Here is a 25,430-nt window from a genome sequence, read left to right on the forward strand (position 1 = left end):
TTTGGTGGCGGGCCAGAGAGATTACAGATTCCGCAGCGCTGCGACTACTGCGTCGCCCATTTCCTGCGTGCCTACTTTGTCGCAGCCGGCCGACCAGATGTCACCGGTACGCAGGCCCTGGTCCAGCACGACGCTGACCGCCTTCTCGATCGCTTCGGCCGCAGCGTGCTGGTTGAAGCTGTAACGCAGCATCATCGACACCGACAGGATGGTCGCCAACGGGTTGGCAATGCCCTGCCCGGCGATGTCCGGCGCCGAACCGTGGCAAGGCTCGTACATGCCCTTGTTGTTGGCGTCCAGGGAGGCCGAAGGCAGCATGCCGATGGAACCGGTCAGCATGGAAGCTTCATCCGACAGGATGTCACCGAACATGTTGTCGGTCACTACCACGTCGAACTGCTTCGGTGCGCGGACCAGCTGCATGGCAGCGTTGTCGACGTACATGTGGCTCAGTTCGACGTCCGGGTAGTCCTTGGCCACGTCTTCGACCACTTCACGCCACAGCTGGCTGGAGGCCAGGACGTTGGCCTTGTCCACCGAGCACAGCTTCTTGCCACGTACGCGGGCCATGTCGAAGCCGACACGGGCGATACGGCGCACTTCGCTTTCGCTGTATGGCAGGGTGTCGTAAGCCTGGCGCTCGCCGCCTTCCAGCTCGCGCTGGCCGCGCGGGGCACCGAAGTAGATGCCGCCGGTCAGTTCACGGACGATGAGGATATCCAGGCCCGAGACGATTTCCGGCTTCAGCGAGGACGCATCGGCCAGTTGCGGGTAGAGGATGGCCGGGCGCAGGTTGGCGAACAGGCCCAGTTGCGAACGGATTTTCAGCAGGCCGCGCTCCGGGCGGATGTCACGCTCGATCTTGTCCCACTTCGGGCCGCCCACGGCGCCCAGCAGCACGGCGTCGGCCTGGCGGGCACGCTCCAGGGTTTCGTCGGCCAGCGGCACACCGTGCTTGTCGATGGCGGCGCCGCCGATCACGTCGTGCTCGAGGCTGAAGCCGAGCTGGAACTTGTCGTTGGCCAGCTCCAGCACCTTGACCGCTTCGGCCATGATTTCCGGACCAATGCCATCACCTGGGAGAATCAGAATCTGCTTGCTCATGCTTTCCTCTATCCATTCACGCGGTGCGGCCAAGCGGGCCCCACCGAAAAGTTCTTATCGCTCGGCCCACAACACCAGCACGTCGGTGCTGAACGAGCCATCGGCTTCGATCTGGTAATACTGCCGCACTTCTTCGCCCATGGCTTGCTGCAATTGGAGGATGGCAACGCGCATCGGCTCGGGGGTGCGCATGCGCTCGACCCAGCTGGCAAACTCCAGGCGCAACGGCTGGCGGGTGTGGCTGCGCACGTGCAGGCCGGCTTCGCTGACCTGGCGCTGCCATTCGGCGGCGGAGTAGTCGCGCACGTGGCTGGTGTCGCGCAGCACTTCGACCGTTTGCAAATAGGTGTCGAGCAACGGGCTGCCCGGCGACATCACGTCGATGAACGCAGCCACGCCACCCGGCTTGAGCACCCGGCGCACTTCACGCAGGGCCACACCGAGGTCGCTCCAGTGGTGCGCCGAATAGCGGCTGAAGACGAAGTCGAACGAAGCGTCGGCGAACGGCAGGCGTTCGGCGGCACCGCATTCGGTGGTGATATTGCCCAGGCCACGCTCGCTGGCGGCGCTGGCGACCACGTCGAGCATCGACTGCGAGAGGTCGTAGGCGACCACCTCGGCAACCAAGGGCGCGACGTGAAAACTGACATGACCGGCACCGCAGCCCAGGTCCAGCACGCGGGCGCTGCCCTGCCCCGCGAGTGCGGCCTGCAGCAGCGCGAATTCGCTGCCTTGGGCGTGCACGGCGCTGCTGAGGTAGGCACTGGCCTGTTCGCCGAACTGGCGTTGGACCACGTCGGTGTGGGTGGTGCTGGTCATGGCTAAATCCTTTTGGTTTTTTTGCCTGTACCGGCCTCTTCGCGGGTAGACCCGCTCCCACAGGTACAACGCTGCCCTAAGGCCCTGTGGTACCTATGTGGGAGCGGGTTTACCCGCGAAGAGGCCAGTAGTGCTAACTACGAACTTCAGGCATCCCGAAACAGCCAAGGCTGGCTGGCGCGGTGCTTGCCTTCGAACGCCTTGATCGCGTCGCTGTCCTGCAAGGTCAGGCCGATGTCGTCCAGGCCATTCAGGAGGCAGTGCTTACGGAACGCGTCGATTTCGAAGTGCAGTACCTTGCCATCCGGACGGGTCACCGCCTGCGCCTGCAAATCAACGGTCAACTGGTAGCCCGGGGTGGCTTCGACCTGCTTGAACAGCTCGTCGACTTCCTCGTCGCTGAGGATGATCGGCAGCAAGCCGTTCTTGAAGCTGTTGTTGAAGAAGATGTCGGCGAAGCTCGGCGCAATCACGCTGCGGAAGCCGTATTCGTCCAGCGCCCACGGCGCGTGTTCACGGCTCGAGCCGCAACCGAAGTTCTCGCGCGCCAGCAGTACGCTGGCACCCTGGTAACGTGCGTGGTTGAGCACGAATTCCGGGTTCAGCGGGCGCTTGCTGTTGTCCTGGTACGGCTGGCCGACATCCAGGTAACGCCACTCGTCGAACAGGTTGGGGCCGAAACCGGTGCGCTTGATCGACTTGAGGAACTGCTTGGGGATGATCTGGTCGGTGTCGACGTTGGCACGGTCCAACGGCGCGACGAGGCCGGTGTGCTGGGTAAAGGCTTTCATGCTGCGCTCCCTTGGATCAACTCGCGGACATCGATGAAGTGACCGGTCACCGCGGCAGCGGCGGCCATGGCCGGGCTGACCAGGTGGGTACGGCCACCCGCGCCCTGACGGCCTTCGAAGTTGCGGTTGGAGGTGGACGCGCAGTGCTCGCCGCTTTCCAGGCGGTCCGGGTTCATCGCCAGGCACATGGAGCAGCCGGGCTCACGCCACTCGAAGCCGGCCTCGACGAAGATCTTGTCCAGGCCTTCACGCTCGGCCTGAGCCTTGACCAGGCCGGAGCCCGGTACGACCAGCGCCTGCTTGACTGTCGCGGCGACCTTGCGGCCCTTGGCGATTTCGGCGGCGGCGCGCAGGTCTTCGATGCGCGAGTTGGTGCACGAACCGATGAATACACGGTCGAGCTTGATGTCGGTGATCGCCTGGTTGGCGGCGAGGCCCATGTACTTGAGGGCGCGCTCGATCGAACCACGCTTGATCAGGTCTGGCTCGGCGGCCGGGTCCGGCACGCGTTGATCCACGGCCAACACCATCTCAGGCGAAGTGCCCCAGCTGACTTGCGGCTTAATCTGCGCGGCGTCGAGCTCGACCACGGTGTCGAACACGGCATCGTCGTCGGAAACCAGCTCTTTCCACGCTTCGACGGCACGCTTCCAGTCCTCGCCTTTCGGCGCATACGGCCGGCCTTCAACGTAGGCAACGGTGGTGGCGTCGGTCGCTACCAGGCCCACACGGGCACCGGCTTCGATGGACATGTTGCAGATGGTCATGCGGCCTTCCATCGACAATTCGCGGATGGCGCTGCCAGCGAATTCCATGGCATGGCCGTTACCACCGGCAGTGCCGATCTTGCCGATCACGGCAAGGACGATGTCCTTGGCGGTGACGCCGGCCGGCAACTGGCCTTCGACACGCACCAGCATGTTCTTCATCTTCTTGGCGACCAGGCACTGGGTGGCGAGCACGTGCTCGACCTCGGAGGTACCGATGCCATGGGCCAAGGCACCGAACGCGCCGTGGGTGGAGGTGTGCGAGTCGCCGCAGACCACGGTCATGCCGGGCAAGGTAGCGCCCTGTTCCGGGCTGATGACGTGAACGATACCCTGACGTTCGTCGTTCATCTTGAATTCGACGATGCCGTATTCGTCACAGTTCTCATCGAGGGTCTGCACCTGCAGGCGCGACACCTGGTCGACGATGGCTTCGATACCGCCCTTGCGCTCTGGCGTGGTCGGCACGTTGTGGTCAGGGGTGGCGATGTTGGCATCGATGCGCCACGGCTTGCGGTTGGCCAGGCGCAGGCCTTCGAAGGCCTGGGGCGACGTCACTTCGTGAATGATATGGCGGTCGATGTAGATCAAGGACGAGCCGTCATCACGGCGCTTGACCTCATGGGCTTCCCAGAGTTTGTCGTAGAGCGTTTTGCCAGCCATCAGACTGTTCCTCATCAGCGTCTTTCTATGCCAAAGACCCCTTGGCTTGTACGGACGATGCTATGGGGTTAGATTGAATAACTCAAATTCATAATTTTTATGCTTTGGATAACCAAAAGGAATCCGAAATCGTGGACCTGGCCAACCTGAGCGCATTCATCGCCATCGCCGAGACCGGCAGTTTCTCTAGTGCAGGTGAACGCCTGTTCCTCACCCAGCCGGCGATCAGCAAACGCATCGCTGGCCTTGAACAGCAACTGGACGTGCGCCTGTTCGATCGCCTGGGTCGCGAAGTGACCCTGACCGAAGCCGGCCGCGCCCTGCTGCCCCGCGCCTACCAGATCCTCAACGTCCTCGATGATACCCGACGGGCGCTGACCAATTTGACCGGGGAAGTGAGCGGTCGTCTCACCCTGGCCACCAGCCACCATATCGGCTTGCACCGCCTGCCCCCGTTATTACGGGCCTTTACCCGGCAGTATCCGGCTGTGGCGTTGGATATTCAGTTCATGGATTCGGAACAGGCCTACGATGAAATCCTCCATGGCCGCGCTGAAATTGCCGTCATCACCCTCGCCCCCGAGCCTCACCATCTGGTCAAGGCCATACCGGTCTGGGACGACGCCCTGGATTTCGTGGCGGCGCCTGAGCATCTGCTGGCCAGCAACCAAGCCGTGAGCCTGGCCGACGTCGCTCGCCACCCGGCGGTGTTCCCCGGCGGCAACACCTTTACCCATCACATCGTCCAGCGCCTGTTCGAAAGCCAGGGCCTGACACCGAACATCGCCATGAGCACCAACTACCTGGAGACCATCAAGATGATGGTGTCGATTGGCCTGGCGTGGAGCGTGCTGCCCCGGACTATGCTGGATGATCAGGTTGCACCCATCGCCTTGCCCGGCATACAGCTGTCGCGCCAGCTAGGCTACATTCTGCATACAGAGCGCACGCTATCGAACGCTGCAAGGGCCTTCATGGCCCTGCTCGACAGCCACGCAGGGTCCGCCTGACCGGTCGTCAGCACGGCATTTCCAACTCATGGACGCGTCAAACGCCAAAGGTCTGGTACCCATGCCCAAATCCGCTAATCGCTTTCCGCGCCTGCCGCGCATCCCTGCGGCCGACCCCCAGGAATCGGAACAGGCCTGGCAGAATGCTCCGCAGCTGCTGGCCGCGCTCAATGGTGCACGCCTGGGCGCCTGGCTGTGGGATATCGACACTGGCCGGGTCAGCTGGTCACGGGGTACCCAGGCGCTGTTCGGCTTCGACCCGCAACGCCCGCTGCCCAACGACATCGACTACCTCGACCTGCTGCCGGAAGAAGACCGCGCCCGCACGCGTCAGCTGTTCCACGCCGTGGTCAATGGCGAGCCGGTGGAACAGGCCATGCGCCATCGCATCCGCTGGCCGGACGGCAGCCTGCACTGGCTGGAAATCAACGGCAGCCTGACCCACGACCGCCATGGCCGCCGACAGATGATTGGGGTGATCCGCGAAATCACCCGCCAACGCGAGCGGGAAACCGCGCTGATCAACTCGGAAAAGCGCTTCGCCACGCTGTTCCACCTGAGCCCCAACGCCATTTTGCTGAGCCGTCGCCAGGACGGCATGATCATCGAGGTCAACCAGCACTTCGAGGACATGTTCGGTTGGCCCGGCGGCCAGGTGATCGGCAAGACCAGCCTCGAGCTGGGCCTTTGGGTCAACCCCGAACAACGCCACCAGGTCATCGAGGCCACCCGCGCCAGCCACGGCCCAGCGATCATGGAAGTGCAGTTTCGCGCCAGCACCGGCAAGCTCCACGACGGCATCCTGTGCACCCAAAGCATCGAAATGGAGGGTGTCACCTACCTGATCAGCACCTTCGTCGACACCACCGAGCGCAAACGCGCCGAGCAGGCCCTCAAAGACAGCCAGGAACGCCTCGACCTGGCACTGGACTCGGCGCAACTGGGCACTTGGGACTGGCATATTCCCAGCGGCATGCTCTATGGCTCGGCCCGCGCCGCGCAACTGCACGGGCTGGACCCGGTACCGTTCCACGAGTCGTTCGATTCGTTCTTCGAAGGCGTGCCGGAGCACGAGCGCGCCAGCATGCGCCAGGCTTACCGCAGCCTGCGCGAAGGGCCCGCCGGCAACTACCAGATCACCTACCGCGTGCAATTGGAAAACGGCACCTCGCGCTACATCGAAAGCCGTGCGCGCCTGTACCGCGACGATCAAGGCAACCCGTTGCGCATGGCCGGCACCTTGCTCGACATCACCGAGCAGGTAGAACGCGAACAGCGCCTGAGCGCCTCGGAAGAAAAGTTCGCCAGCCTGTTCCAGGCCAGCCCCGACCCGATCTGCGTGACGCGCCAGGACACTGGCCAGTTCATCGAGATCAACCCGGCCTTCACCCAGACCTTCGGCTGGAGTGCCGAACAGGTGATTGGCCGCACCGCCGAAGAGATCGGCCTGTGGGCCGAATCGATCGAGCGTGCCCGACGCATCGAACAGGTGATCCGCGAACAGGCGCTGAGCAATGTTGCGGTGGTGGTCAACCACCGCAATGGCGCGCCGCTGACCTGCGTGATTGCCAGTCGCCTGATCAGTGTCGACGACCAGCCTTGCAGCGTCACCACCTTGCGCGACATCACGCAGCAGCAACGTGCCGAGGCAGCGCTCAAGTCCAGCGAAGAGAAGTTCGCCAAGGCCTTTCACTCCAGCCCCGACGCCATCACCATCACCGAACGCCGCAGCGGCCGCTACCTGGAGGTCAACGACGGCTTCTGCCGGCTGACCGGCTACAGTGCCGACGAGGTGATCGGCCGCAGCGTGTACGATATCGGCATCTGGGCCGACGACAAGCAGCGCAGCGCCCTGCTCAGCGAGCTCAAGGAACGTGGCCGGGTGCACCACCGGGAGATGCTCGGGCGCAACAAGCGCGGCGACATCCTCACCGTGGAGGTGTCGGTGGAGCCGATCAGCCTGAACGAGGTCGACTGCCTGCTGCTGAACGCCCGCGATGTCAGCCAGCTGAAGAACGCCCAGGCACAGATCCGCCACCTCGCCTACCACGACCCGCTGACCAACCTGCCCAACCGCGCCTTGCTGATGGACCGCCTGAGCCAGCAGATCGCCCTGCTGCGCCGGCACAACCTGCGTGGCGCGCTGCTGTTCCTCGACCTCGACCATTTCAAGCACATCAACGACTCGCTCGGGCATCCGGTGGGCGACACCGTGCTGAAAATCATCACCGCACGCCTGGAAGCCAGCGTGCGCCTGGAAGACACCGTGGCGCGCCTGGGTGGCGATGAGTTCGTGGTGCTGCTCAGCGGCCTGGAAGGCAGCCGCGAAGCGGTGGAAGGCAAGGTCCGCGAACTGGCAGACACCCTGCGCGAACTGCTGGCCGAACCGATGTCGCTGGACGGCCAGCGCCTGCAGGTGACGCCGAGCATCGGCGTAGCGCTGATCCCCGACCACGGCACCACGCCGGCCGACCTGCTCAAGCGCGCCGACATCGCCCTATACCGGGCCAAGGACTCCGGGCGCAACACCACTGAACTGTTCCACACCACCATGCAGAAGGCCGCCAGCGAGCGCTTGCGCATGGAAAGCGACCTGCGCCTGGCCCTGGCCCGCGGCGAATTGGCCTTGCATTTCCAGCCCCAGGTCGATGCCCGCGACAATCGCATCGTCGGTGCCGAAGTGCTGCTGCGCTGGCACCACCCACAACTGGGCCAGCAACCCCCCGCACAGTTCATCCAGGTACTGGAAGAAAGTGGCCTTATCCTCGAAGTTGGCAGCTGGATCCTCGACGAAGCCTGTGATGCCTGCGCACGCATGCTGGAAGACGGCTTGATCGACGCCAATGACTTCAGCTTGTGCGTGAACATCAGCCCGCGTCAGTTCCGCCAGAACGACTTCGTCGGGCGGGTGCTGCGCAGCCTGGACGACTACCGCCTGCCACGGCAGATGCTGAAGCTGGAGATCACCGAGGGCATTGTCATCCAGAACCTGGACGACACCATCAGCAAGATGCGTGAACTCAAGCAGTACGGCGTGAGCTTTGCCATGGACGACTTCGGCACCGGCTACTCCTCGCTGACTTACCTCAAGCGCCTGCCGGTGGATGCACTGAAAATCGACCAGACGTTCGTCCGCGATGCCCCTGATGACCCCAACGATGCCGAAATTGTGCGTGCCATCGTGGCCATGGCCCGAAGCCTGGACCTGGCGGTGATTGCCGAAGGGGTGGAGCTGACTGAGCAACTGGCGTTTCTCGAACGCCTGGGTTGCCACCTGTACCAGGGTTACCTGCACAGCCGGCCACTGCCGCTGCCGGAGTTCAGGCAGATGTTGCTGGAAGCACCGGCGGACTACTGAAACGAAGAAAGGGCACCCGAAGGTGCCCTTTCTTCTTAGTGAACCTAGCCCGTAAGCATCAGTTCAGTGCAGGCTGGTCGCCATTGATCGGGATGCGCTTGGCCTTGGCCTCTTCCGGCACGATGCGCAGCAGGTCGATGCTGAGCAGGCCGTTGGCCAGGCCGGCCGACTTGACCTCGATATGGTCAGCCAGGCGGAACGACAGCTTGAAGGCACGCTGGGCAATGCCCTGGTGCAGGTAGGTCACTTCAGCGGTGCCGTTCTCGCGCTTGCCACCGATTACGGTCAGGACACCTTTTTCGACTTGCAGGTCGAGGTCCTGCTCCTGGAAGCCGGCTGCGGCAACCACGATGCGATAGTGGTCATCGCCATGTTTTTCCACGTTGTAGGGAGGGTAGCTGCTACCCGCCTCATTGCGTGCCGCGGACTCGAACAGATCGTTGAAACGGTCGAAGCCAACGGAATGGCGGAACAGTGGAGCGAGAGAGAAAGCGGTAGTCATGGTCATAAACTCCTGAGGTTCAGCAAGTAAAGTCACTGCGCGACCCGACTTCGGCATCGCGTACTCAAGAGATAGGGCCTACAGAAAAGCTTTCAAGGGGAGCCCTGAAAAAATTTGAAATCGGTGCTGGCCTCTTCGCGGGCATGCCCGCCCCCACAGGCATTTCACAGGCCCTGAAGGCAGCACCATACCTGTGGGAGCGGGCGAGCCCGCGAAGAGGCCGGATCAGGCGACACATGGCTCGAAGGAGATCGCCTCAAGCCCAAGCAACCGGCTGATGCGGGCGCAATCATCTTCTCGGCGCAACTCGGCAAACAGCACCACTGCCTCGGGATAACTTCGGGTCAGCATGGCCAACCACTGCTTCATCCGCCCCGGAGCATAGCGCGGCGACAGCTTGGACTGGGCCTGGCGCCAGAACTCGCGCAGTAACGGCAGCAGGTCGTCCCAGCTCAGCGGCTGGTACTCACGCCCATCCCGCGCAGCAGCGATCTGCAGGGCCAGGTCTGGCCGCGACACCAGGCCGCGCCCGAGCATGATGTCTTCGGCACCGCTGACCTCGCGGCAACGCCGCCAGTCGTCGACGGTCCAGATCTCGCCATTGGCGAACACCGGTACCTTGACCACATCCTGCACCCGCGCCACCCACTCCCAGTGAGCGGGCGGCTTGTAGCCTTCCACCTTGGTCCGCGCATGCACCACCAGGTGCGCCGAACCGCCCTCGGCCAACGCCGTGGCACAATCCAGCGCCCCATCCGGGCTGTCAAAACCCAGGCGCATCTTGGAAGTGACCGGGATATGAGCCGGCACCGCGCGGCGCACTTCACGCACGATGGCATGCAGCAGCTCCGGCTCCTTGAGCAACACCGCACCGCCGCGCGACTTGTTCACGGTCTTGGCCGGGCAGCCGAAGTTCAGGTCAATGACCGGTGCGCCCAGTTCGCAGGCCAGCGCGGCGTTTTCCGCCAGGCATACCGGGTCCGACCCCAGCAGCTGCACGCGCATCGGCACGCCCGCTGCCGTGCGTGCACCCTGGCGCAGCTCAGGGGCGAGCTTGTCGAACGAAGAAGCCGGCAGCAGGCGGTCGCATACGCGGATGAACTCGGTGACGCACCAATCGATGCCGCCCACTCGGGTCAGGACGTCGCGCAGGATGTTGTCGACCAGCCCCTCCATGGGGGCCAGGGCAATTTGCATTTCTGGGTCTCGGCGGAAAAAGCCGGCAGTCTAGCAAAAAAAGACGCAGCTTCAGCTGCCGATCAGCGCCGGCCCGTAGCCGTCGACAAATTCCGCCGGCATGCGCCTGGGCTTGCCGCTGGACAACTCGATACAAGCGAAGGTGGTTTGCGCGCGCAGCAAGGTCACGCCGTCGCGTGGGCGCTTGAGTTGAAAGCGCCGAGTCATGCGCAGACGCTGGTCCCAGTCGATGATCCAGGTGGCCAGCTGCAACTCGTCGTCCTCGTAGCCGGCGGCAAGGTAGTCGATTTCATGGCGCACGACCGCCATGGCCCTGTCCAGACGGCGGTATTCGGCCAGGTCCAGACCCAGGCGCTGGGAGTGGCGCCAGGCGCAGCGCTCGAGCCAAGTGACGTAGACCGCGTTATTGGCGTGCCCGAGGCCGTCGATGTCCTCGCTGCCGACGCGCAAGTCGATGATGAATGGCGTTGCCAGGTCCCAGCTCATGCCCGCTCCCGATATCAGTGAACGGGCCGAGTGTAACGGATGTTCAAGCGCTCTGCCGCGAAGGTTCACGGGCCAGCAGCTCCAGCACCGCCTCGCTCAGGCGCGGGTCAGCCAGCACACGCTGATGCCCACCCTCCTCCAACAGCATGAGCCGGCTGTCGAACCAGGCCTTGTGGATGACCTGCGCCTCACCGGCCGGCACCAGCGCGTCGTCAGCGGCATGCACCACCAGCCCCGGCAGCTCTAACTGGTAGCCTCTGACATCGAGACGGGCGATCTGCATGCCGACATCCCGTTCGACCTGTCGGATGAACGCCGCCCTGGCCCGCGCTGGCAAGCCCAGGTGACGGGCAAAGCCACGCAACACACCCAGCAGCTGCGCTGGCGCCGCAATGCTCACGGCAGCCTCGGCACGCAACCCCATCTGCAACGCCAGTAGCACGCTAGCGCCGCCCATGGAATGGCCGATCACCGCACGCAACGGCGGCAGTTCGGCGGCCGCCTCGAGCAACGCCCGGGCAAACAGCACCACATGCGCCTGCTGGCCGGGCGAGCGCCCATGGGCCGGGCCTTCCAGCGACACCACCGTGTGCCCGGCCTGCACCAGGGTTTCGATCAACGCCGCAAACTGGGTCGGGCGCCCTTCCCAGCCATGCATCAGCAACACCGTCGGCCCTTTACCCCAGCGCAAGGCCGACAGGCCGAAGCGCAAGGTGATGCGCTCGGCACTGGCCAGCAGCGGCAGCTCCCATTGCCGGGGCGGCAGGTTGCGCGGGGTCATGAAGGCACGGCGCATCTTGCCGGCGATGTGCTCGGGGGCTAGCCGGCCCAGGGTGCCATTCACGCCACGAATCCAGCTCAGGGTAGTCATCGCCTTGCTCCAGGATCAGGGGTTTCAGAGAACTGCCGACTTGGCGGCACGCAGGATGCGGTCGGACAACTCGCCCGAGCCCAGGGCACGTGCCAGCGCCAGACCGCCAATCATCAGGGCCAGATCAGCCAAGGCTTTGTCGGCGTCTTCCGGGCGGTCGACCATGGCTGCTGTCATCAGCTCGATATGCTCGGCCAGCACCTCCCGAAACGCTTCCGGCAGGCGCTGCATCTCGCCGAGCGAGTTGGGCAGCGGGCAGGCATGCACTTCGGCGTCACGGTGCTTGCGCGACAGGTAGAACGCACTCGCCAGGGCCCGACGCCCCTCCCCATCGAGGTTTGGGTCGATTTGGGCGAGCAAGGCACGCCGTTCGCCCAGCAACTGGCGGAAGGCCTCGAGCATAAGGTCGTCCTTGCTCTCGAAATGCGCATAGAAACCGCCAACGGTCAGGCCAGCCGCGCCCATTACCTGGCTGACACTCGGCTCGGCTGGGCCGTGCTGGATCAACGCGCTGCGCGCAGCCTCAAGAATACGTTCGCGGGTCTTGCTCTTCTTGTCGCTCATTCGCCAGCTCACCGAACAAAATATGATGATCGAAATATTATGCTTATCATATTTTTAAGCAAGCAGAATCTCCCACCGCTTGTCGGCGCCAGGATTTTTGGGAAGAGAGAAAAAACAAAAGGCCCATTCAATAAGCGAATGAGCCTTTAAAGTCCCGCAAAACGCGGGTAAAAGTGGCGTCCCCTAGGGGACTCGAACCCCTGTTACCGCCGTGAAAGGGCGGTGTCCTAGGCCACTAGACGAAGGGGACGTAACCTTCGCGAAGATTCGATGAATCGAACCCTGGCAGAATTGGTGGAGCTAAGCGGGATCGAACCGCTGACCTCCTGCATGCCATGCAGGCGCTCTCCCAGCTGAGCTATAGCCCCGAAACAAAAGACTCATTCAATAAGCGAACGAGCCTTTTTAAGTCCCGCAAAACGCGGGTAAAAGTGGCGTCCCCTAGGGGACTCGAACCCCTGTTACCGCCGTGAAAGGGCGGTGTCCTAGGCCACTAGACGAAGGGGACGTAACCTTCGTGCCGATCCGTTTACACGAACCGCGGCAAAATTGGTGGAGCTAAGCGGGATCGAACCGCTGACCTCCTGCATGCCATGCAGGCGCTCTCCCAGCTGAGCTATAGCCCCGGATTTCTAGCCTCTCGGCCCAGCGACATCCTGAAACATCGCTTGTGTAAAACTGGCGTCCCCTAGGGGACTCGAACCCCTGTTACCGCCGTGAAAGGGCGGTGTCCTAGGCCACTAGACGAAGGGGACGAACCTTCTCACCTTCAAGACCCGGTTGCTGGACCCGATCTTGCTCGACAGCCTCGGCTGCCAAGCGGAATTTGGTGGAGCTAAGCGGGATCGAACCGCTGACCTCCTGCATGCCATGCAGGCGCTCTCCCAGCTGAGCTATAGCCCCACAATGTCGCTTTGAACAGAAGCGCTGCCTGGGTGGCTGGCGTTTCGTTTTCGTTCATCGCTGTGGACGGGGCGCATATTAAGATCGGATTGCAGGGCTGTCAAACTAAATTTTGAAAATACTCAAAATTTTTTTCACAGATAACAATCACTTACCGCCCTGCCCTGCTGTCGCGAGGGTATTCGGTCCTGCAGGAGCAGACAAAGCCGCTCCTGCACGTGACAGGGGGAAGCCTCAGGCGATGTTGGCCAGCAGCTTTTCCCATTCCTTGTTTTCTTTTTTCGACACACCGCCGAGCAGGTCCAGGGCTTGACGCAGACGGTAGCGGGTCAGGTCGGGGCCGAGGATTTCCATGGCATCGAGCACCGATACCGAGCTGGCTTGGCCGGTAATGGCGGCGAACATCAGTGGCATGGCGTCACGCAGCTTCAGCTCCAGCGATTCGACCACGGCCTGGATGCAGCCGGTGATGCGCTCTTTCTCCCACTGACGCAGGCTTTCCAGTTTCCACAGGATCAGCTGCATCACTTGGCGCACCTGGTCGGCGGACAGCTTCTTGCTTTCGAATAGCTTGGCGTCGAGCTTGAGCGCGCCCTCGAAGAAGAAGCCACCCAGTGGGGCGACCTGGCTGAAGGTCTCGACCCGGCCCTGCACGTGAGGGGCGATCTTCATCATGTAGTCGCTGTTGAACGCCCACTTCTGTACACGCGCAGCGAATTCTTCCACCGGCAGTTCGCGCAGCCACTGGCCGTTGAGCCAGGACAGCTTCTCGATGTCGAAGATCGGGCCACCCAGGGAGATACGCGACAGGTCGAAGTGCTCGACCATCTCGGCCAGGGAGAACTTCTCGCGCTCGTCCGGCATCGACCAGCCCATGCGGCCGAGGTAGTTGAGCATGGCCTCGGGCATGAAGCCCATGCGCTCGTAGAAGGTCACCGATGTCGGGTTCTTGCGCTTGGACAGCTTGGACTTATCCGGGTTGCGCAGCAGCGGCATGTAGCACAGCTTCGGCTGTTCCCAGCCGAAATACTCGTACAGCTTGATCAGCTTCGGCGCCGATGGTAGCCACTCTTCGCCACGCAGCACGTGGGTGATGCCCATCAGGTGGTCATCGACCACGTTGGCCAGGAAGTAGGTCGGCAGGCCGTCGTTTTTCATCAGCACCTGCATGTCCATGCGATCCCAAGGAATCTCGACATCGCCACGGAGCATGTCCGGGACCACACAGATGCCTTCGCTCGGCACCTTCATGCGGATCACGTGTGGCTCGCCGGCGGCCAGGCGGCGCTGCACTTCTTCGGCGCTCAGCAGCAGTGCACGGCCATCGTAGCGCGGGGTTTCACCACGGGCCATCTGCTCGGCGCGCATCTGCTCCAGCTCTTCGGCGGTGCAGAAGCAGTAAAACGCGTGGCCGGCATCGACCAGCTGCTTGGCGTACCTGGCGTAGATCTCGCCACGCTCGCTCTGCCGGTAAGGGCCGTGCGGGCCACCGACATCCGGGCCTTCGTTCCATTCGATGCCCAACCAGCGCAGGGCGTCGAAGATCTGCTGTTCCGACTCGCGCGTGGAGCGCAGCTGGTCGGTGTCTTCGATACGCAGGATGAACTCACCGCCGTGCTGCTTGGCAAAGCAGTAGTTGAACAGGGCGATGTAGGCGGTGCCAACATGGGGGTCGCCAGTGGGCGATGGCGCGATACGCGTGCGAACGGTGGTCATGAGAGTCTCGAACGAAAGATGAAACAAAGGCGGGATGTTAGCAGGGAGCAGGCACCGGGCTCCAGCAATGGCGCGAACGCCACTTGTCGACTGGCCATCTGCCGCTGTTAAATTTGATTACATTTCTGGAACGATAGTCCTCATGCCTGCCCAACTCAAACGCCGCCTGGCGATCTTCTTCACCCTGGTGGCCATCATCGCCCTCGCCTTTCTGGCCGAGTGGTATTTCAAAGGTCGCTTCTACGAGAGCACCGACAACGCCTACGTGCAGGGCGAAATCACTCGTATCTCCAGCCAGCTCGGCGCACGCATCGAAGCGGTGCGGGTCGACGACAACCAGCACGTCAACAAGGGTGACGTGCTGGTACGTCTGGAGGCCGCCGACTTCGAGCTGGCCATCGAGCGCGCCCGCGCCGCCCTGGCCACCCGCGAAGCCGAATATGCCCAGGCGCAGAGCCGCCTGACCCAACAAGGCAGCCTGATCGCCGCCGGCCAAGCGCAGGTGGCCGCCAACCAGGCCACCTACGACCGCTCGCGCCTGGACCTTGGCCGCGCCGAAAAACTGCGCAAGCCTGGCTACGTTTCCGAGGAACGGGTTACAACCCTGTCGGCGGACAGCCATGTGGCCGGCTCCCAGGTCGACAAGGCCCGCGCCGACTTGCAAAGCCAGCGGCAGCAGGTCACGGCCCTGAATGCCGACCTCAAGCGCCTTGACGCGCAAATCGCCAATGCCCGTGCCGACCTGGCCCAGGCCGAACTGAACCTGACCCGCTGCGAGATCCGTGCGCCGCTTAGCGGCACCATTGGCCAGCGCAATGCCCGCAATGGCCAGGTGGTGCAGGCCGGCGCCTATCTGTTGTCGATCGTGCCCGATGAAAACATCTGGGTGCAGGCCAACTTCAAGGAAACCCAGATTGGCAAGATGCAGCCAGGCCAGCGCGCCGAGCTACTGTTCGACAGCTACCCCGACACCCCGATCGAGGGCCGCGTCGAAAGCCTGTTCGCCGCTTCCGGGGCGCAGTTCAGCCTGCTGCCGCCAGACAACGCCACCGGCAACTTCACCAAGGTGGTACAGCGCATTCCGGTCAAGCTGACCTTCGCCGCCGACAACCCGCTGCATGGGCGCATTCGCCCCGGCATGTCGGTTACCGCCACCGTCGACCTGCGCCGTGAAGACGAAGGCCACGATGGCCGGTGATCAACTGCTGCGCCCAACTGCGGAGCCAACCCGGCGCGACTGGATCGCGGTGATGAGCGTGATGCTGGGTGCCTTCATGGCAGTGCTGGACATCCAGATCACCAACTCCTCGCTCAAGGACATCCAGGGCGCGCTGTCGGCGACCCTGGAGGAAGGTTCGTGGATTTCCACTTCATACCTGGTGGCGGAGATCATCATGATTCCGCTGACCGCCTGGCTGGTGCAGCTGCTCTCGGCGCGGCGCCTGGCGGTTTGGGTGTCAGGCGGTTTCCTGTTGTCCTCGCTGCTGTGCTCGATGGCCTGGAACCTCGAGAGCATGATCCTGTTCCGCGCCCTGCAGGGTTTCACTGGCGGCGCGCTGATCCCGCTGGCATTTACCCTGACCCTGATCAAGCTGCCTGAGCACCACCGCGCCAAAGGCATGGCAATGTTCGCCATGACCGCCACGTTCGCCCCATCGATCGGCCCGACCCTGGGTGGCTGGCTGACCGAAAACTGGGGCTGGGAATACATCTTTTACATCAACATCCCGCCCGGGCTCGTGATGATCGCCGGCCTGCTCTACGGCCTGGAGAAGAAGGAGGCGCACTGGGAGCTGCTGAAAAGCACCGACTACGCCGGCATCGTCACCCTCGGCGTGGGCCTGGGATGCCTGCAGGTGTTTCTGGAAGAGGGCCACCGCAAGGACTGGCTGGAATCCAACCTGATCGTCGGTCTGGCGACTGTCGCCCTGATCAGCCTGATCACCTTCGTCATCCTCCAGTTGTCCAAGCCCCACCCACTGATCAATCTGCGCATCCTCGGCAACCGCAATTTCGGCCTGTCGAGCATTGCCAGCCTGGGCATGGGCGTAGGGCTTTATGGCTCGATCTACCTGCTGCCGCTGTATTTGGCGCAGATCCAGGGCTACAACGCCCTGCAGATCGGCGAGGTGATCATGTGGATGGGCGTCCCGCAGCTGTTTCTGATTCCGCTGGTGCCACAGCTGATGAAGGTGGTGTCGCCCAAATTGCTGTGCGCCATCGGCTTCTGCCTGTTCGGTGTCGCCAGTTTTGGTTCGGGGGTCCTGAACCCGGACTTTGCCGGGCCGCAATTCAACCATATCCAGATCATCCGCGCCCTTGGCCAACCGATGATCATGGTGACCATTTCACTGATCGCCACGGCGTATATCCAGCCGCAGGATGCCGGGTCTGCATCGAGCCTGTTCAATATCCTGCGTAACCTAGGCGGCGCGATCGGCATTGCCTTGCTGGCGACCTTGCTGGATGCGCGAACCAAGGTGTATTTCGACTATCTGCGCGAATCGGTGGTGCCGAGCAACCCGCAGGTGGCGGAGCGGCTGGCGCAGTTGGCGGAGCGGTTGGGCAATGACAATGCGGCACTGGGCAAGTTGAGCGAGATTGCCCACCAGCAGGCGCTGATCATGGCCTACAACGATGCCTTCCACTTTGTGGGTATTGGGCTGGCGGTGAGCATGGTGGCGGTGCTGTTGACCCGGAAGCTGCCGGAGGGGTTGAAAGCTGGGGAAGCTCATTAACCTGTACTGGCCTCTTCGCGGGTCAAGCCCGCTCCTACAGGTGCTTCACAGCTCTCAAAAGTTGTGGCGTCTCTGTAGGAGCGGGCTTGACCCGCGAAAAGGCCAGCACAGGTAATGGATTTTTAGCTGGTGATCAGGCGCTCGCGCAACTGGGTAATTTCGTCACGCAATTGCGCGGCAGCTTCGAATTCCAGGTCGCGGGCGAATTGCATCATCTTCTCTTCCAGCTGCTTGATGCGCTTGGTGATCTCGCCCGGGGTACGTAGCTCGGCCTCGTAACGGGCGCTCTCCTCCGCCGCCTTGGCCATGCCCTTGCGCTTCTTGCTGCGCGCACCAGGCACGGTGGCGCCTTCCAGGATGTCGGTGATGTCCTTGACCACGCCCTTGGGCACGATGCCGTTGGCCTGGTTGAAGGCGATCTGCTTTTCGCGGCGCCGTTCGGTTTCGTCGATGGCGCGCTGCATGGAACCGGTGATGTTGTCGGCATACAGAATCGCCCGGCCATTGAGGTTCCGCGCGGCGCGGCCGATGGTCTGGATCAGCGAGCGCTCGGAACGCAGGAAGCCTTCCTTGTCGGCATCGAGAATCGCCACCAGCGACACTTCAGGCATGTCCAGGCCTTCGCGCAACAGGTTGATACCCACCAGCACATCGAAGGTCCCAAGGCGCAGGTCGCGGATGATCTCTACCCGCTCCACGGTGTCGATGTCCGAGTGCAGGTAACGGACTCGCACATCGTGGTCGGCCAGGTAATCACTGAGGTCCTCGGCCATGCGTTTGGTCAGCGTGGTGGCGAGTACCCTTTCGCCTGCCTCGACACGCTTGCGAATCTCCGACAACAAGTCATCGACCTGGGTCAGCGCAGGGCGAATCTCGACCTGAGGGTCTACCAGGCCGGTCGGGCGTACCACCTGCTCGACTACACGGCCTGCATGCTCGGCTTCGTACGGGCCAGGAGTGGCCGATACGAAGATGGTCTGCGGGCTGACATCCTCCCACTCGTCAAAACGCATCGGCCGGTTATCCAGCGCCGACGGCAGGCGGAAGCCGTATTCGACCAGGGTTTCCTTGCGCGAGCGGTCGCCCTTGTACATGGCGCCGACCTGCGGAACGCTGACGTGGGACTCGTCGATCACCAGCAGCGCGTCGGCCGGCAGGTAGTCGTACAGGGTGGGCGGTGCTGCACCGGCCGGGCGCCCGGAGAGGTAGCGCGAGTAGTTTTCGATGCCGTTGCAGTAACCCAGTTCGAGGATCATCTCCAGATCGAAGCGGGTGCGTTGCTCCAGGCGCTGGGCCTCGACCAGCTTGTTGGCCTTGTGCAGGTACTCGAGGCGGTCCTTGAGTTCTTCCTTGATGTTCTCCACTGCCTGCAGCAGGGTTTCCCGCGGGGTCACGTAGTGGCTCTTGGGGTAGAAGGTGAAGCGCGGCAGCTTGCGGAAAACCTCGCCGGTCAGTGGATCGAAGGCAGCAATGTTCTCCACTTCGTCGTCGAACAGCTCGATGCGTATGGCTTCGAGGTCGGATTCGGCCGGGAAGATGTCGATCACGTCACCGCGCACGCGGAAGGTGGCACGGGCGAAGTCCATTTCGTTGCGGGTGTATTGCAGGTCGGCCAGGCGGCGCAGCAGCGCGCGCTGGTCGAGTTTGTCGCCGCGGTCGACGTGCAGGACCATCTTCAGGTAGGTCTCGGGGCTGCCCAGGCCGTAGATGCACGACACGGTGGTGACGATGATCGCATCGCGCCGTTCCAGAAGCGCCTTGGTCGCCGAAAGGCGCATCTGTTCGATGTGGTCGTTGATCGAGGCGTCCTTCTCAATGAAGGTGTCCGACGACGGCACGTAAGCTTCTGGCTGGTAGTAGTCGTAGTAGGAAACGAAGTACTCCACCGCGTTGTTCGGGAAGAATGCCTTGAACTCGCCATACAGCTGTGCCGCCAGGGTCTTGTTCGGCGCCAGTACCAGGGTTGGCCGCTGCACCTGCTGGATGACGTTGGCGATGCTGAAGGTCTTGCCCGAACCGGTCACCCCGAGCAGGGTCTGGTGCGACAGACCCGCGTCGATGCCTTCGACCATCTGGCGGATGGCCTCGGGCTGGTCGCCGGCCGGCTGGAAACGGGTGACGAGCTGGAACTCGGACATGACGGACCTCGCGGTAACGCAGCAACTGTAAATTTAGCCAGTAGTCTATACCCAAATGCGCCCGCCAGGGGCCGGATTCAAGGCCAAGCTGTGAGTGCGCATTACGGTGGACCGGGCATTTCGACCAATGGTCGAAAAATATTTGCGCAAATCGCCGGAAAACCTGCGCCCGACTGTCGCAGTGACCGGTCGGTATCACTATACTGACTCCCCGTTTGTGCACCGCTTCAGTGCATTCGGCTGGAGCGTGTACGCCCTATCACTCTCCAATCAGAGCCGAAGTAACAATGAGCCTGTTTTCCGCTGTCGAGCTGGCACCCCGCGACCCTATCCTGGGCCTCAACGAAGCATTCAACGCCGACCCACGTACCGACAAGGTCAACCTGGGCGTAGGCGTCTACTGCAATGAGGAAGGCCGCATTCCGCTGCTGCGCGCCGTGATTGAAGCCGAGACCCAGCGTGCTGCCCAGCATGCCTCGCGCGGCTACCTGCCGATCGATGGTATCGCCACCTACGACCAGGCCGTGCAGAAGCTGCTGTTCGGTGCCGAGTCGCCGCTGCTGGCCGCTGGCCGCGTGGTCACCGTGCAGGCCGTTGGCGGCACTGGCGCTCTGAAAATCGGTGCCGACTTCCTCAAGCGCATTTCGCCGAACGCGGTCGTAGCCATCAGCGACCCGAGCTGGGAAAACCACCGTGCGCTGTTTGAAAGCGCTGGCTTCCCGGTACAGAACTACCGTTACTACGACGCGCCGAGCAACGACGTCAACCGTGCCGGCATGCTCGAAGACCTCAACGCCCTGCCGTCCGGCTCGGTCGTTGTGCTGCACGCCTGCTGCCACAACCCGACCGGCGTCGACCTGACCCTGGACGACTGGAAGAACGTGCTGGAAGTGGTCAAGGCCAAGGGCCACGTACCGTTCCTCGACATGGCCTACCAGGGCTTCGGTGACGGTATCGCTGAAGACGCCTTCGCTGTGCGCCTGTTCGCCGAGTCAGGCCTGGAATTCTTCGTTTCCAGCTCGTTCTCCAAGTCGTTCTCGCTGTACGGCGAGCGCGTCGGCGCGCTGTCGATCGTCACCGCCTCGAAAGACGAAAGCACCCGCGTGCTGTCGCAGGTCAAGCGCGTGATTCGCACCACCTACTCCAACCCGCCAACCCACGGCGCGACCATCGTCGCTACCGTGCTGAACAGCGCCGAGCTGCGCCAGATGTGGGAAGCCGAACTGAGCGAAATGCGCGAGCGCATCCACGGCATGCGCAAGCAGATGGTCTCGCTGCTGGCCGAGTACGGCGCCAATCGCGACTTCAGCTTCGTTGGCCGCCAGGTGGGCATGTTCTCCTACTCGGGCCTGACCGTTGAGCAGGTTGCCCGCCTGAAGAACGACTTTGGCATCTACGCCCTGGACACCGGCCGCATCGCCGTCGCGGCGCTGAATCAGAGCAACATTCACGTGGTCACCAAGGCCATCGTTGAAGTGCTGTAACTGATTGATTTGTCAGGAGGTCGCTTGACTTCCTCCTGGCAATCGGTAAGATACGCGCAGATTCCGCGATAGCTCAGTCGGTAGAGCAAATGACTGTTAATCATTGGGTCCCTGGTTCGAGTCCAGGTCGCGGAGCCAAATACTGAGAAAGCCCCCGTATGCGCAAGCATCGGGGGCTTTTTCGTTGTCTGGCGGATGATTTTCAGCCCTATCCCTCACTTGCCAAGTGGCTCAGTCACCGGCTTGCCTTCATCCACCAGACTCCACACCAGCAATTTGGCAGGCCGGGTCTTGCTCGCATTGCGCGAAACGCTGTGCACGGTGCCGGGCGCTTCGTACCAGTACTCACCGGCCTTGTAAGTTTTTTCCTGTTCGTCGTTGAGCTTCGATACCACTGCCCCTTCCAGCACATAGGCCATGACCGCACCCGGATGCTGGTGGCCAGGCGACGCTTGCCCGGGAGCATAGCTGACCGTAAGCATGACGGCGTTCTTGCCTGGGGCGTTCGAGGGCTGTTGTTGCTGCAGGACTTTTACCTGGTCAGCGGCATCGCCGTGAGCCCAGGCAGTGGCCTGGCCACCTAGCAATCCAGCAGCAATGAGCAAGGCATACGAAAAGTTGGCAGATTTCACGGAGCTTCTCCTGGTTGGCAAGTGCCTGCAGGTTAGGCCCGGTGACGCTGCGCGCAAACGGCCAATCAGGAGGAAAAGCAGGAGGCCAGACGTGACGCGCTCAGCAGTTGCGCCCGATTGGATAAAACACGCCATGGCTCCACACGCCCAGCCACTCGTCGCCATCGATCACCCGCGGCACTGCCAGGTCGACCAACTGGTAGAACACATTGCGATGAATCAACGCCTCAAGGTTGCTGCGCATCAGCACGTAGGGCGACGGTTCCTGGGTATCGGGGTTGATCTCAACCCGCAACGGGTTCTGCGGCCCCGCTTCGGCCTGATCCTCGACATTACTGGTAAAGCGCAGCACCTGCGCCTCGCCACTGCCCAGCACCTCAAGGGCCACCGCCACGAACGGTGCATCGTCGACGCGAATACCGACCTTCTCCACCGGGGTGATCAGGAAATAATCATCGCCATCGCGGCGCATGATGGTGGAAAACAGCCGGACCATCGGCTTGCGCCCAATCGGCGTACCCAGGTAATACCATGTGCCATCGCGGGCGATACGCATGTCGATATCGCCGCAGAAATCCGGATTCCACAGATGCACCGGCGGCAGCCCCTTGTGCTTGGGGATCTGCGCCAATAGATCGCTGGCCTTGCCGGAATCCGTCATCACCCTGCCCTCACTCGCTCATGCCCAGAAGGCTACGAGCGTACTCGCGCATCGGTGCGCCAAGCAAATCTTGCGGTGACTGGTCGTGGAACGTCAACAAACCGCCACGGCTCTTGATCCGGGCGGTGTCGATCAGATAACGGGTGTTGGTCTCGATCAGCATCATCTGCACCACACCGGTGTCCCAACCCAGACGGTCGACGGCCTGCTCGTCATACCATTCATCGCCATTGCCGATACGGTCGTCGGTGCGGGCGAAACGGGTGTAGAGCACATAATCGGCGCCGACCGAACGGGCCTGGGCAATGGCTTCCTCAAGGCCCAGCGGCCCTTGGGCACGGCGTACCAGCGGGAAATACTCGATGAAACTCTTGAATGCCTCCTCGGCCACCGCATTCTGCTTCGGCAGCGGGCCCTTGCCCGGCGGCATGAACGCCCCCTGACCGATGAAGATGAACGAATCAGGCTGCAGGCGAATCGACAGGGTACGACGGGTATCGCTGTGGTCCAGCAAGCCGGCATCGCTCATGTGGTAACGGACGCCCTCGCCCATATCGCTGACATTCATGCAGCCGCCCAACGCCATCAGCGTCAGCAGCAAGACCAGGCTACGCATCTTTCCTCCAGTGGCCGGTGACGAAAAACCGGCGAATAGCCGGCGGATGCAGCTTTTGCGCCAGCTTCAGCCGCCAATCACCTTCATCACCGTCACACCCCCGGAAAACGCCAGCTCCTGCTTGTCTGCCAGGGCTTTTACCAGCAACCGCTGCAAGCCTGGCAACGCCTGATGGCGTGGTTTTTCTAGCAGGTCACCGACAAAGTGGCGATTGCCCGAAGACAGGCAACCGTGCAGCCAACCGGTAGACGACAGGCGCAGCCGCGAGCATGTCCGGCAGAACGGCACGCTTTCGTTGGCAATGACGCCGAAGTGGCCTTGACCCGGGATCTGGTAGCGCAGCGCCGTGGCATCGAGAGGGGCGTCGACCTGTTGATAGCCATAACGGGCGCCTATCACATCGAGCAATGCATCAAGCCCGACAAACTGCTGCAGGAACGCATTGCTGTCCCGGGCCAAGTGCCCCATGCGCATCAGCTCGATGAAACGCAGCTCGAAACCACGCGCCATGCAGTACTCGAGCATCGGCAGCACCTGATCGAGGTTCTGCCCCCGCATGGGTACCATGTTGACCTTGATGCGCATGCCCATGGTGCTGGCCTTGTCCATGCCCGCCAGCACGCTGGCTAGGTCACCGCCACGGGCGATGCGACGAAAAGCCTGAGGGTCGAGGGTATCGAGGGACACGTTAAGCCGGCGAATACCGGCCGCCTGCAGCTGCGGCAGCTTGCGGGCGAGCAGCTGGCCGTTAGTGGTTAGCGCGATGTCGTCAAGGTCAAGTTTGGTTACCGCCGCCAGAAAGGCATCCAGCCGAGGGCTGACCAGCGGCTCGCCACCAGTGATGCGCAAACGCTCGATACCAGCGGCCTCGATGAGGTAGGCCACGCCCCGGGCCAAGGCCTCAGCCGACAGCTCATCCTGGGCCGCGACCAGGCGCTTGCCATCCGGCACGCAGTAGCTGCAGGCGTAATTGCAGGCAGCCGTCAGGCTGACGCGCAGGTTGCGAAAACGCCTGCCTTGACGATCGACGATCATGGATGACTCCGGCATGGATAAATCGGGGCTGGCAAAACTTGACTCATGGTTCAAGTTTTTGCAAGTCCCATTTCATGCCAGGCTCACTCCATGATGACGAGTGCCTTTAGTTGGTGGCTTCCGGGTCACGCTTGCGCTTGTTGCCCATGCGCACGCCGATGTCCATGAGGAACTGGAAGAAGCCCTCCTGGTCCTCCAGCACATTGCTCCAGAACGGCGAGTGATACAGCGCCACGGCGCCGTGCACCAACGCCCAGGCGGCGCAGTAGTGGAAGTACGGCGGCACATCTTCGAGCTTGCCCTCGCTGATGCGGCCCTTGATCAGCTGGGTCAGGCGGTCAAAGTTGGAGGCGCGAATGCTGTGCAACTCCTCGACCATCTCCGGTACCTGGTTGCCCTTGACCACCTTCTCTTCCAGGCGGTCGAACAGCCGGTAGCGCTGCGGGTCGCGCATGCGGAACTCGAAGTAGGCGCGCGACAGCGCCTCCTTGTCGCGATCGACATCGGCCGAGTGCAACAGCGCGTTCAGGTCACGCTCATAATCGAGCATCAGGCGCAGGTAGATCTCCGCCTTGGACTTGAAGTGCTTGTAGATCGTGCCTTTGCCGATACCTACAGCGTCGGCGATCATCTCGACGGTGACGCTGTCTTCACCCTGTTCGAGGAACAGTTTCAGCGCTGTATCGAGGATTTCCTGTTCGCGACGGCGAAACTCACGGACCTTACGAGGTTCTTTCTGCATAGGAAGGACTGGATGACATTGAAGCGGTTTATTATGCCTAACTTGCAGCAAATTGCACGGATCATCCAACCATGTCTGTGTTTCACGATGAGTTTGCCTTCAGCGGATCGAGCAAACGGTACCCGACAAGGCACAGGGGAATGCCTTGAAGGAGGAAGGGACGGCGGGCGTATTCCAAATCTGTTTAAAAAACGAACAGAGAATCACTGGCACTGTGCCAAACCTGACCAATACTTGAAGTGTTGGCGCGGCGCATCCCCCCCAAGTGGCGCGCTGATAAAGGTGCTCAGGGACCGCGTACCTTTGTTTTACTCCTAATGGTCTTAACCCGGATTCCCCCCCCAGAACCCGGGTTTTTTTTGCCCAGTACTCGGCCCCGGCTGGCTCTGGCTCTGGCTCTGGCTCTGGCTCTCGCTGTTGATTTTGCTTCTAAGCGCGCGGTAGCCCAGGCGACGCTGAGTGCGACTTCAGGAGGCCGAGCGCAGGCGTCTGGAGGGCCAGGGTGCGCAGCACCCCTTCGGCGTAGCCGAAGGCGCGAGATGTAGACTTGCGCAGCAAGTCGTAGGCCGCGCGGGCCCGGAAGGCGCCGGAGTGAGGGAACCCCGCAGCGCAGCGTAGGGGCCGGATGATAGG

General features: G+C 62.4%; 21 protein-coding genes and 7 tRNA genes. 6 read left to right on the top strand and 22 right to left on the bottom strand.

Annotation, left to right across the window (positions count from 1 at the left end; translation table 11 throughout):
• Nucleotides 1–21: 21 nt before the first annotated feature.
• From leuB to leuC, 4 genes are all read right to left on the bottom strand, one after another.
• Nucleotides 22–1,104, bottom strand: a complete 1,083-nt coding sequence (gene leuB / locus APH28_RS06520; protein ID WP_060508150.1) for a 3-isopropylmalate dehydrogenase — start codon at nt 1,102–1,104, stop codon at nt 22–24.
• A gap of 54 nt (nt 1,105–1,158) precedes the next feature.
• On the bottom strand, nt 1,159–1,923 hold the full coding sequence (locus APH28_RS06525; RefSeq protein ID WP_060508151.1) for a class I SAM-dependent methyltransferase: 765 nt from the start codon (nt 1,921–1,923) through the stop codon (nt 1,159–1,161).
• A 146-nt stretch (nt 1,924–2,069) separates the two neighbouring features.
• Nucleotides 2,070–2,714: a 3-isopropylmalate dehydratase small subunit gene (gene leuD, locus APH28_RS06530; RefSeq protein WP_060508152.1), complete on the bottom strand. Its 645-nt coding sequence runs from the start codon at nt 2,712–2,714 to the stop codon at nt 2,070–2,072.
• On the bottom strand, nt 2,711–4,144 hold the full coding sequence (leuC, locus tag APH28_RS06535) for a 3-isopropylmalate dehydratase large subunit (protein WP_060508153.1): 1,434 nt from the start codon (nt 4,142–4,144) through the stop codon (nt 2,711–2,713). Before leuC ends, leuD begins: the two co-directional genes overlap by 4 nt.
• A gap of 131 nt (nt 4,145–4,275) precedes the next feature.
• Between leuC and APH28_RS06540 the strand changes: the two genes are divergently transcribed.
• Complete coding sequence (locus tag APH28_RS06540) at nt 4,276–5,154, top strand: LysR family transcriptional regulator (protein WP_060508154.1); 879 nt, start codon at nt 4,276–4,278, stop codon at nt 5,152–5,154.
• Nucleotides 5,155–5,215: 61 nt separating this feature from the next.
• Nucleotides 5,216–8,512, top strand: a complete 3,297-nt coding sequence (locus APH28_RS06545; RefSeq protein ID WP_060508155.1) for a PAS domain S-box protein — start codon at nt 5,216–5,218, stop codon at nt 8,510–8,512.
• 58 nt (nt 8,513–8,570) lie between these two features.
• Here the strand turns inward: APH28_RS06545 and APH28_RS06550 are convergent, their stop codons facing one another.
• The 12 genes from APH28_RS06550 to gltX form a co-directional block, all read right to left on the bottom strand.
• On the bottom strand, nt 8,571–9,014 hold the full coding sequence (locus APH28_RS06550) for an Hsp20 family protein (protein WP_054885738.1): 444 nt from the start codon (nt 9,012–9,014) through the stop codon (nt 8,571–8,573).
• A gap of 225 nt (nt 9,015–9,239) precedes the next feature.
• Nucleotides 9,240–10,211, bottom strand: coding sequence for a tRNA-dihydrouridine synthase (locus tag APH28_RS06555; protein WP_060508156.1), 972 nt, complete (start codon nt 10,209–10,211; stop codon nt 9,240–9,242).
• A 51-nt stretch (nt 10,212–10,262) separates the two neighbouring features.
• Nucleotides 10,263–10,697: a thioesterase family protein gene (locus APH28_RS06560; protein WP_060508157.1), complete on the bottom strand. Its 435-nt coding sequence runs from the start codon at nt 10,695–10,697 to the stop codon at nt 10,263–10,265.
• Nucleotides 10,698–10,740: 43 nt separating this feature from the next.
• Entirely contained in the window at nt 10,741–11,568 is an 828-nt protein-coding gene (locus APH28_RS06565; protein WP_060508158.1) for an alpha/beta fold hydrolase, read from the bottom strand.
• Nucleotides 11,569–11,592: 24 nt separating this feature from the next.
• Nucleotides 11,593–12,132, bottom strand: a complete 540-nt coding sequence (locus APH28_RS06570; RefSeq protein WP_060508159.1) for a TetR/AcrR family transcriptional regulator — start codon at nt 12,130–12,132, stop codon at nt 11,593–11,595.
• Between the two features lie 174 nt (nt 12,133–12,306).
• Nucleotides 12,307–12,382 (bottom strand) — tRNA-Glu (locus APH28_RS06575).
• 42 nt (nt 12,383–12,424) lie between these two features.
• Nucleotides 12,425–12,500 (bottom strand) — tRNA-Ala (locus APH28_RS06580).
• 64 nt (nt 12,501–12,564) lie between these two features.
• Nucleotides 12,565–12,640: transfer RNA gene (locus APH28_RS06585), tRNA-Glu, on the bottom strand.
• Between the two features lie 42 nt (nt 12,641–12,682).
• Nucleotides 12,683–12,758 (bottom strand) — tRNA-Ala (locus APH28_RS06590).
• Between the two features lie 53 nt (nt 12,759–12,811).
• Nucleotides 12,812–12,887: transfer RNA gene (locus APH28_RS06595), tRNA-Glu, on the bottom strand.
• Nucleotides 12,888–12,959: 72 nt separating this feature from the next.
• Nucleotides 12,960–13,035: transfer RNA gene (locus APH28_RS06600), tRNA-Ala, on the bottom strand.
• A 234-nt stretch (nt 13,036–13,269) separates the two neighbouring features.
• The gene (gltX, locus tag APH28_RS06605) at nt 13,270–14,751 is read right to left on the bottom strand and encodes a glutamate--tRNA ligase (protein WP_060508160.1); all 1,482 of its coding nucleotides are present in this window, start codon (nt 14,749–14,751) and stop codon (nt 13,270–13,272) included.
• Nucleotides 14,752–14,893: 142 nt separating this feature from the next.
• Between gltX and APH28_RS06610 the strand changes: the two genes are divergently transcribed.
• Both APH28_RS06610 and APH28_RS06615 read left to right on the top strand, forming a co-directional pair.
• A complete protein-coding gene (locus APH28_RS06610; protein ID WP_060508161.1) occupies nt 14,894–15,949 on the top strand; it encodes an HlyD family secretion protein in 1,056 nt (351 codons plus the stop codon).
• Between the two features lie 49 nt (nt 15,950–15,998).
• Nucleotides 15,999–17,489 (top strand): MDR family MFS transporter, encoded by a 1,491-nt coding sequence (locus tag APH28_RS06615; protein WP_177334231.1) that lies wholly within the window; start codon nt 15,999–16,001, stop codon nt 17,487–17,489.
• Between the two features lie 122 nt (nt 17,490–17,611).
• On the opposite strand, the gene uvrB is transcribed toward APH28_RS06615, so the two are convergent.
• Entirely contained in the window at nt 17,612–19,627 is a 2,016-nt protein-coding gene (gene uvrB / locus APH28_RS06620) for an excinuclease ABC subunit UvrB (RefSeq protein ID WP_060508163.1), read from the bottom strand.
• A gap of 287 nt (nt 19,628–19,914) precedes the next feature.
• Here uvrB and APH28_RS06625 point away from each other — a divergent pair, with 287 nt between their 5' ends.
• Together APH28_RS06625 and APH28_RS06630 are read left to right on the top strand one after the other, a co-directional pair.
• Nucleotides 19,915–21,111 carry an amino acid aminotransferase gene (locus tag APH28_RS06625; RefSeq protein WP_060508164.1) on the top strand — a complete coding sequence of 399 codons (1,197 nt, stop codon included), beginning with the start codon at nt 19,915–19,917 and terminating at the stop codon, nt 21,109–21,111.
• A 62-nt stretch (nt 21,112–21,173) separates the two neighbouring features.
• Nucleotides 21,174–21,249 (top strand) — tRNA-Asn (locus tag APH28_RS06630).
• Nucleotides 21,250–21,326: 77 nt separating this feature from the next.
• Here the strand turns inward: APH28_RS06630 and APH28_RS06635 are convergent.
• From APH28_RS06635 to APH28_RS06655, 5 genes are all read right to left on the bottom strand, one after another.
• Complete coding sequence (locus tag APH28_RS06635; RefSeq protein WP_060508165.1) at nt 21,327–21,743, bottom strand: cupin domain-containing protein; 417 nt, start codon at nt 21,741–21,743, stop codon at nt 21,327–21,329.
• Nucleotides 21,744–21,843: 100 nt separating this feature from the next.
• Nucleotides 21,844–22,404, bottom strand: coding sequence for a DUF1285 domain-containing protein (locus tag APH28_RS06640; RefSeq protein ID WP_060508166.1), 561 nt, complete (start codon nt 22,402–22,404; stop codon nt 21,844–21,846).
• A gap of 10 nt (nt 22,405–22,414) precedes the next feature.
• Nucleotides 22,415–23,020 (bottom strand): DUF4823 domain-containing protein, encoded by a 606-nt coding sequence (locus APH28_RS06645; RefSeq protein WP_060508167.1) that lies wholly within the window; start codon nt 23,018–23,020, stop codon nt 22,415–22,417.
• A gap of 66 nt (nt 23,021–23,086) precedes the next feature.
• Entirely contained in the window at nt 23,087–24,055 is a 969-nt protein-coding gene (locus APH28_RS06650; RefSeq protein WP_060508168.1) for a GTP 3',8-cyclase MoaA, read from the bottom strand.
• A gap of 106 nt (nt 24,056–24,161) precedes the next feature.
• Nucleotides 24,162–24,797, bottom strand: coding sequence for a TetR/AcrR family transcriptional regulator (locus tag APH28_RS06655; RefSeq protein ID WP_008096393.1), 636 nt, complete (start codon nt 24,795–24,797; stop codon nt 24,162–24,164).
• Nucleotides 24,798–25,430 lie beyond the last annotated feature (633 nt).

Source organism: Pseudomonas sp. NBRC 111124 (assembly GCF_001320245.1).
GTDB lineage: Bacteria > Pseudomonadota > Gammaproteobacteria > Pseudomonadales > Pseudomonadaceae > Aquipseudomonas.

Excerpts from the sequence above, each read along its gene's own strand:
- leuB (WP_060508150.1), bottom strand. The coding sequence starts at position 1,104 with ATGAGCAAGCAGATTCTGATTCTCCCAGGTGATGGCATTGGTCCGGAA.
- APH28_RS06525 (WP_060508151.1), bottom strand. The coding sequence starts at position 1,923 with ATGACCAGCACCACCCACACCGACGTGGTCCAACGCCAGTTCGGCGAA.
- leuD (WP_060508152.1), bottom strand. The coding sequence starts at position 2,714 with ATGAAAGCCTTTACCCAGCACACCGGCCTCGTCGCGCCGTTGGACCGT.
- leuC (WP_060508153.1), bottom strand. The coding sequence starts at position 4,144 with ATGGCTGGCAAAACGCTCTACGACAAACTCTGGGAAGCCCATGAGGTC.
- APH28_RS06545 (WP_060508155.1), top strand. The coding sequence starts at position 5,216 with ATGCCCAAATCCGCTAATCGCTTTCCGCGCCTGCCGCGCATCCCTGCG.
- APH28_RS06550 (WP_054885738.1), bottom strand. The coding sequence starts at position 9,014 with ATGACTACCGCTTTCTCTCTCGCTCCACTGTTCCGCCATTCCGTTGGC.
- APH28_RS06555 (WP_060508156.1), bottom strand. The coding sequence starts at position 10,211 with ATGCAAATTGCCCTGGCCCCCATGGAGGGGCTGGTCGACAACATCCTG.
- APH28_RS06560 (WP_060508157.1), bottom strand. The coding sequence starts at position 10,697 with ATGAGCTGGGACCTGGCAACGCCATTCATCATCGACTTGCGCGTCGGC.
- APH28_RS06565 (WP_060508158.1), bottom strand. The coding sequence starts at position 11,568 with ATGACTACCCTGAGCTGGATTCGTGGCGTGAATGGCACCCTGGGCCGG.
- APH28_RS06570 (WP_060508159.1), bottom strand. The coding sequence starts at position 12,132 with ATGAGCGACAAGAAGAGCAAGACCCGCGAACGTATTCTTGAGGCTGCG.
- gltX (WP_060508160.1), bottom strand. The coding sequence starts at position 14,751 with ATGACCACCGTTCGCACGCGTATCGCGCCATCGCCCACTGGCGACCCC.
- APH28_RS06610 (WP_060508161.1), top strand. The coding sequence starts at position 14,894 with ATGCCTGCCCAACTCAAACGCCGCCTGGCGATCTTCTTCACCCTGGTG.
- uvrB (WP_060508163.1), bottom strand. The coding sequence starts at position 19,627 with ATGTCCGAGTTCCAGCTCGTCACCCGTTTCCAGCCGGCCGGCGACCAG.
- APH28_RS06625 (WP_060508164.1), top strand. The coding sequence starts at position 19,915 with ATGAGCCTGTTTTCCGCTGTCGAGCTGGCACCCCGCGACCCTATCCTG.
- APH28_RS06640 (WP_060508166.1), bottom strand. The coding sequence starts at position 22,404 with ATGACGGATTCCGGCAAGGCCAGCGATCTATTGGCGCAGATCCCCAAG.
- APH28_RS06645 (WP_060508167.1), bottom strand. The coding sequence starts at position 23,020 with ATGCGTAGCCTGGTCTTGCTGCTGACGCTGATGGCGTTGGGCGGCTGC.
- APH28_RS06650 (WP_060508168.1), bottom strand. The coding sequence starts at position 24,055 with ATGATCGTCGATCGTCAAGGCAGGCGTTTTCGCAACCTGCGCGTCAGC.
- APH28_RS06655 (WP_008096393.1), bottom strand. The coding sequence starts at position 24,797 with ATGCAGAAAGAACCTCGTAAGGTCCGTGAGTTTCGCCGTCGCGAACAG.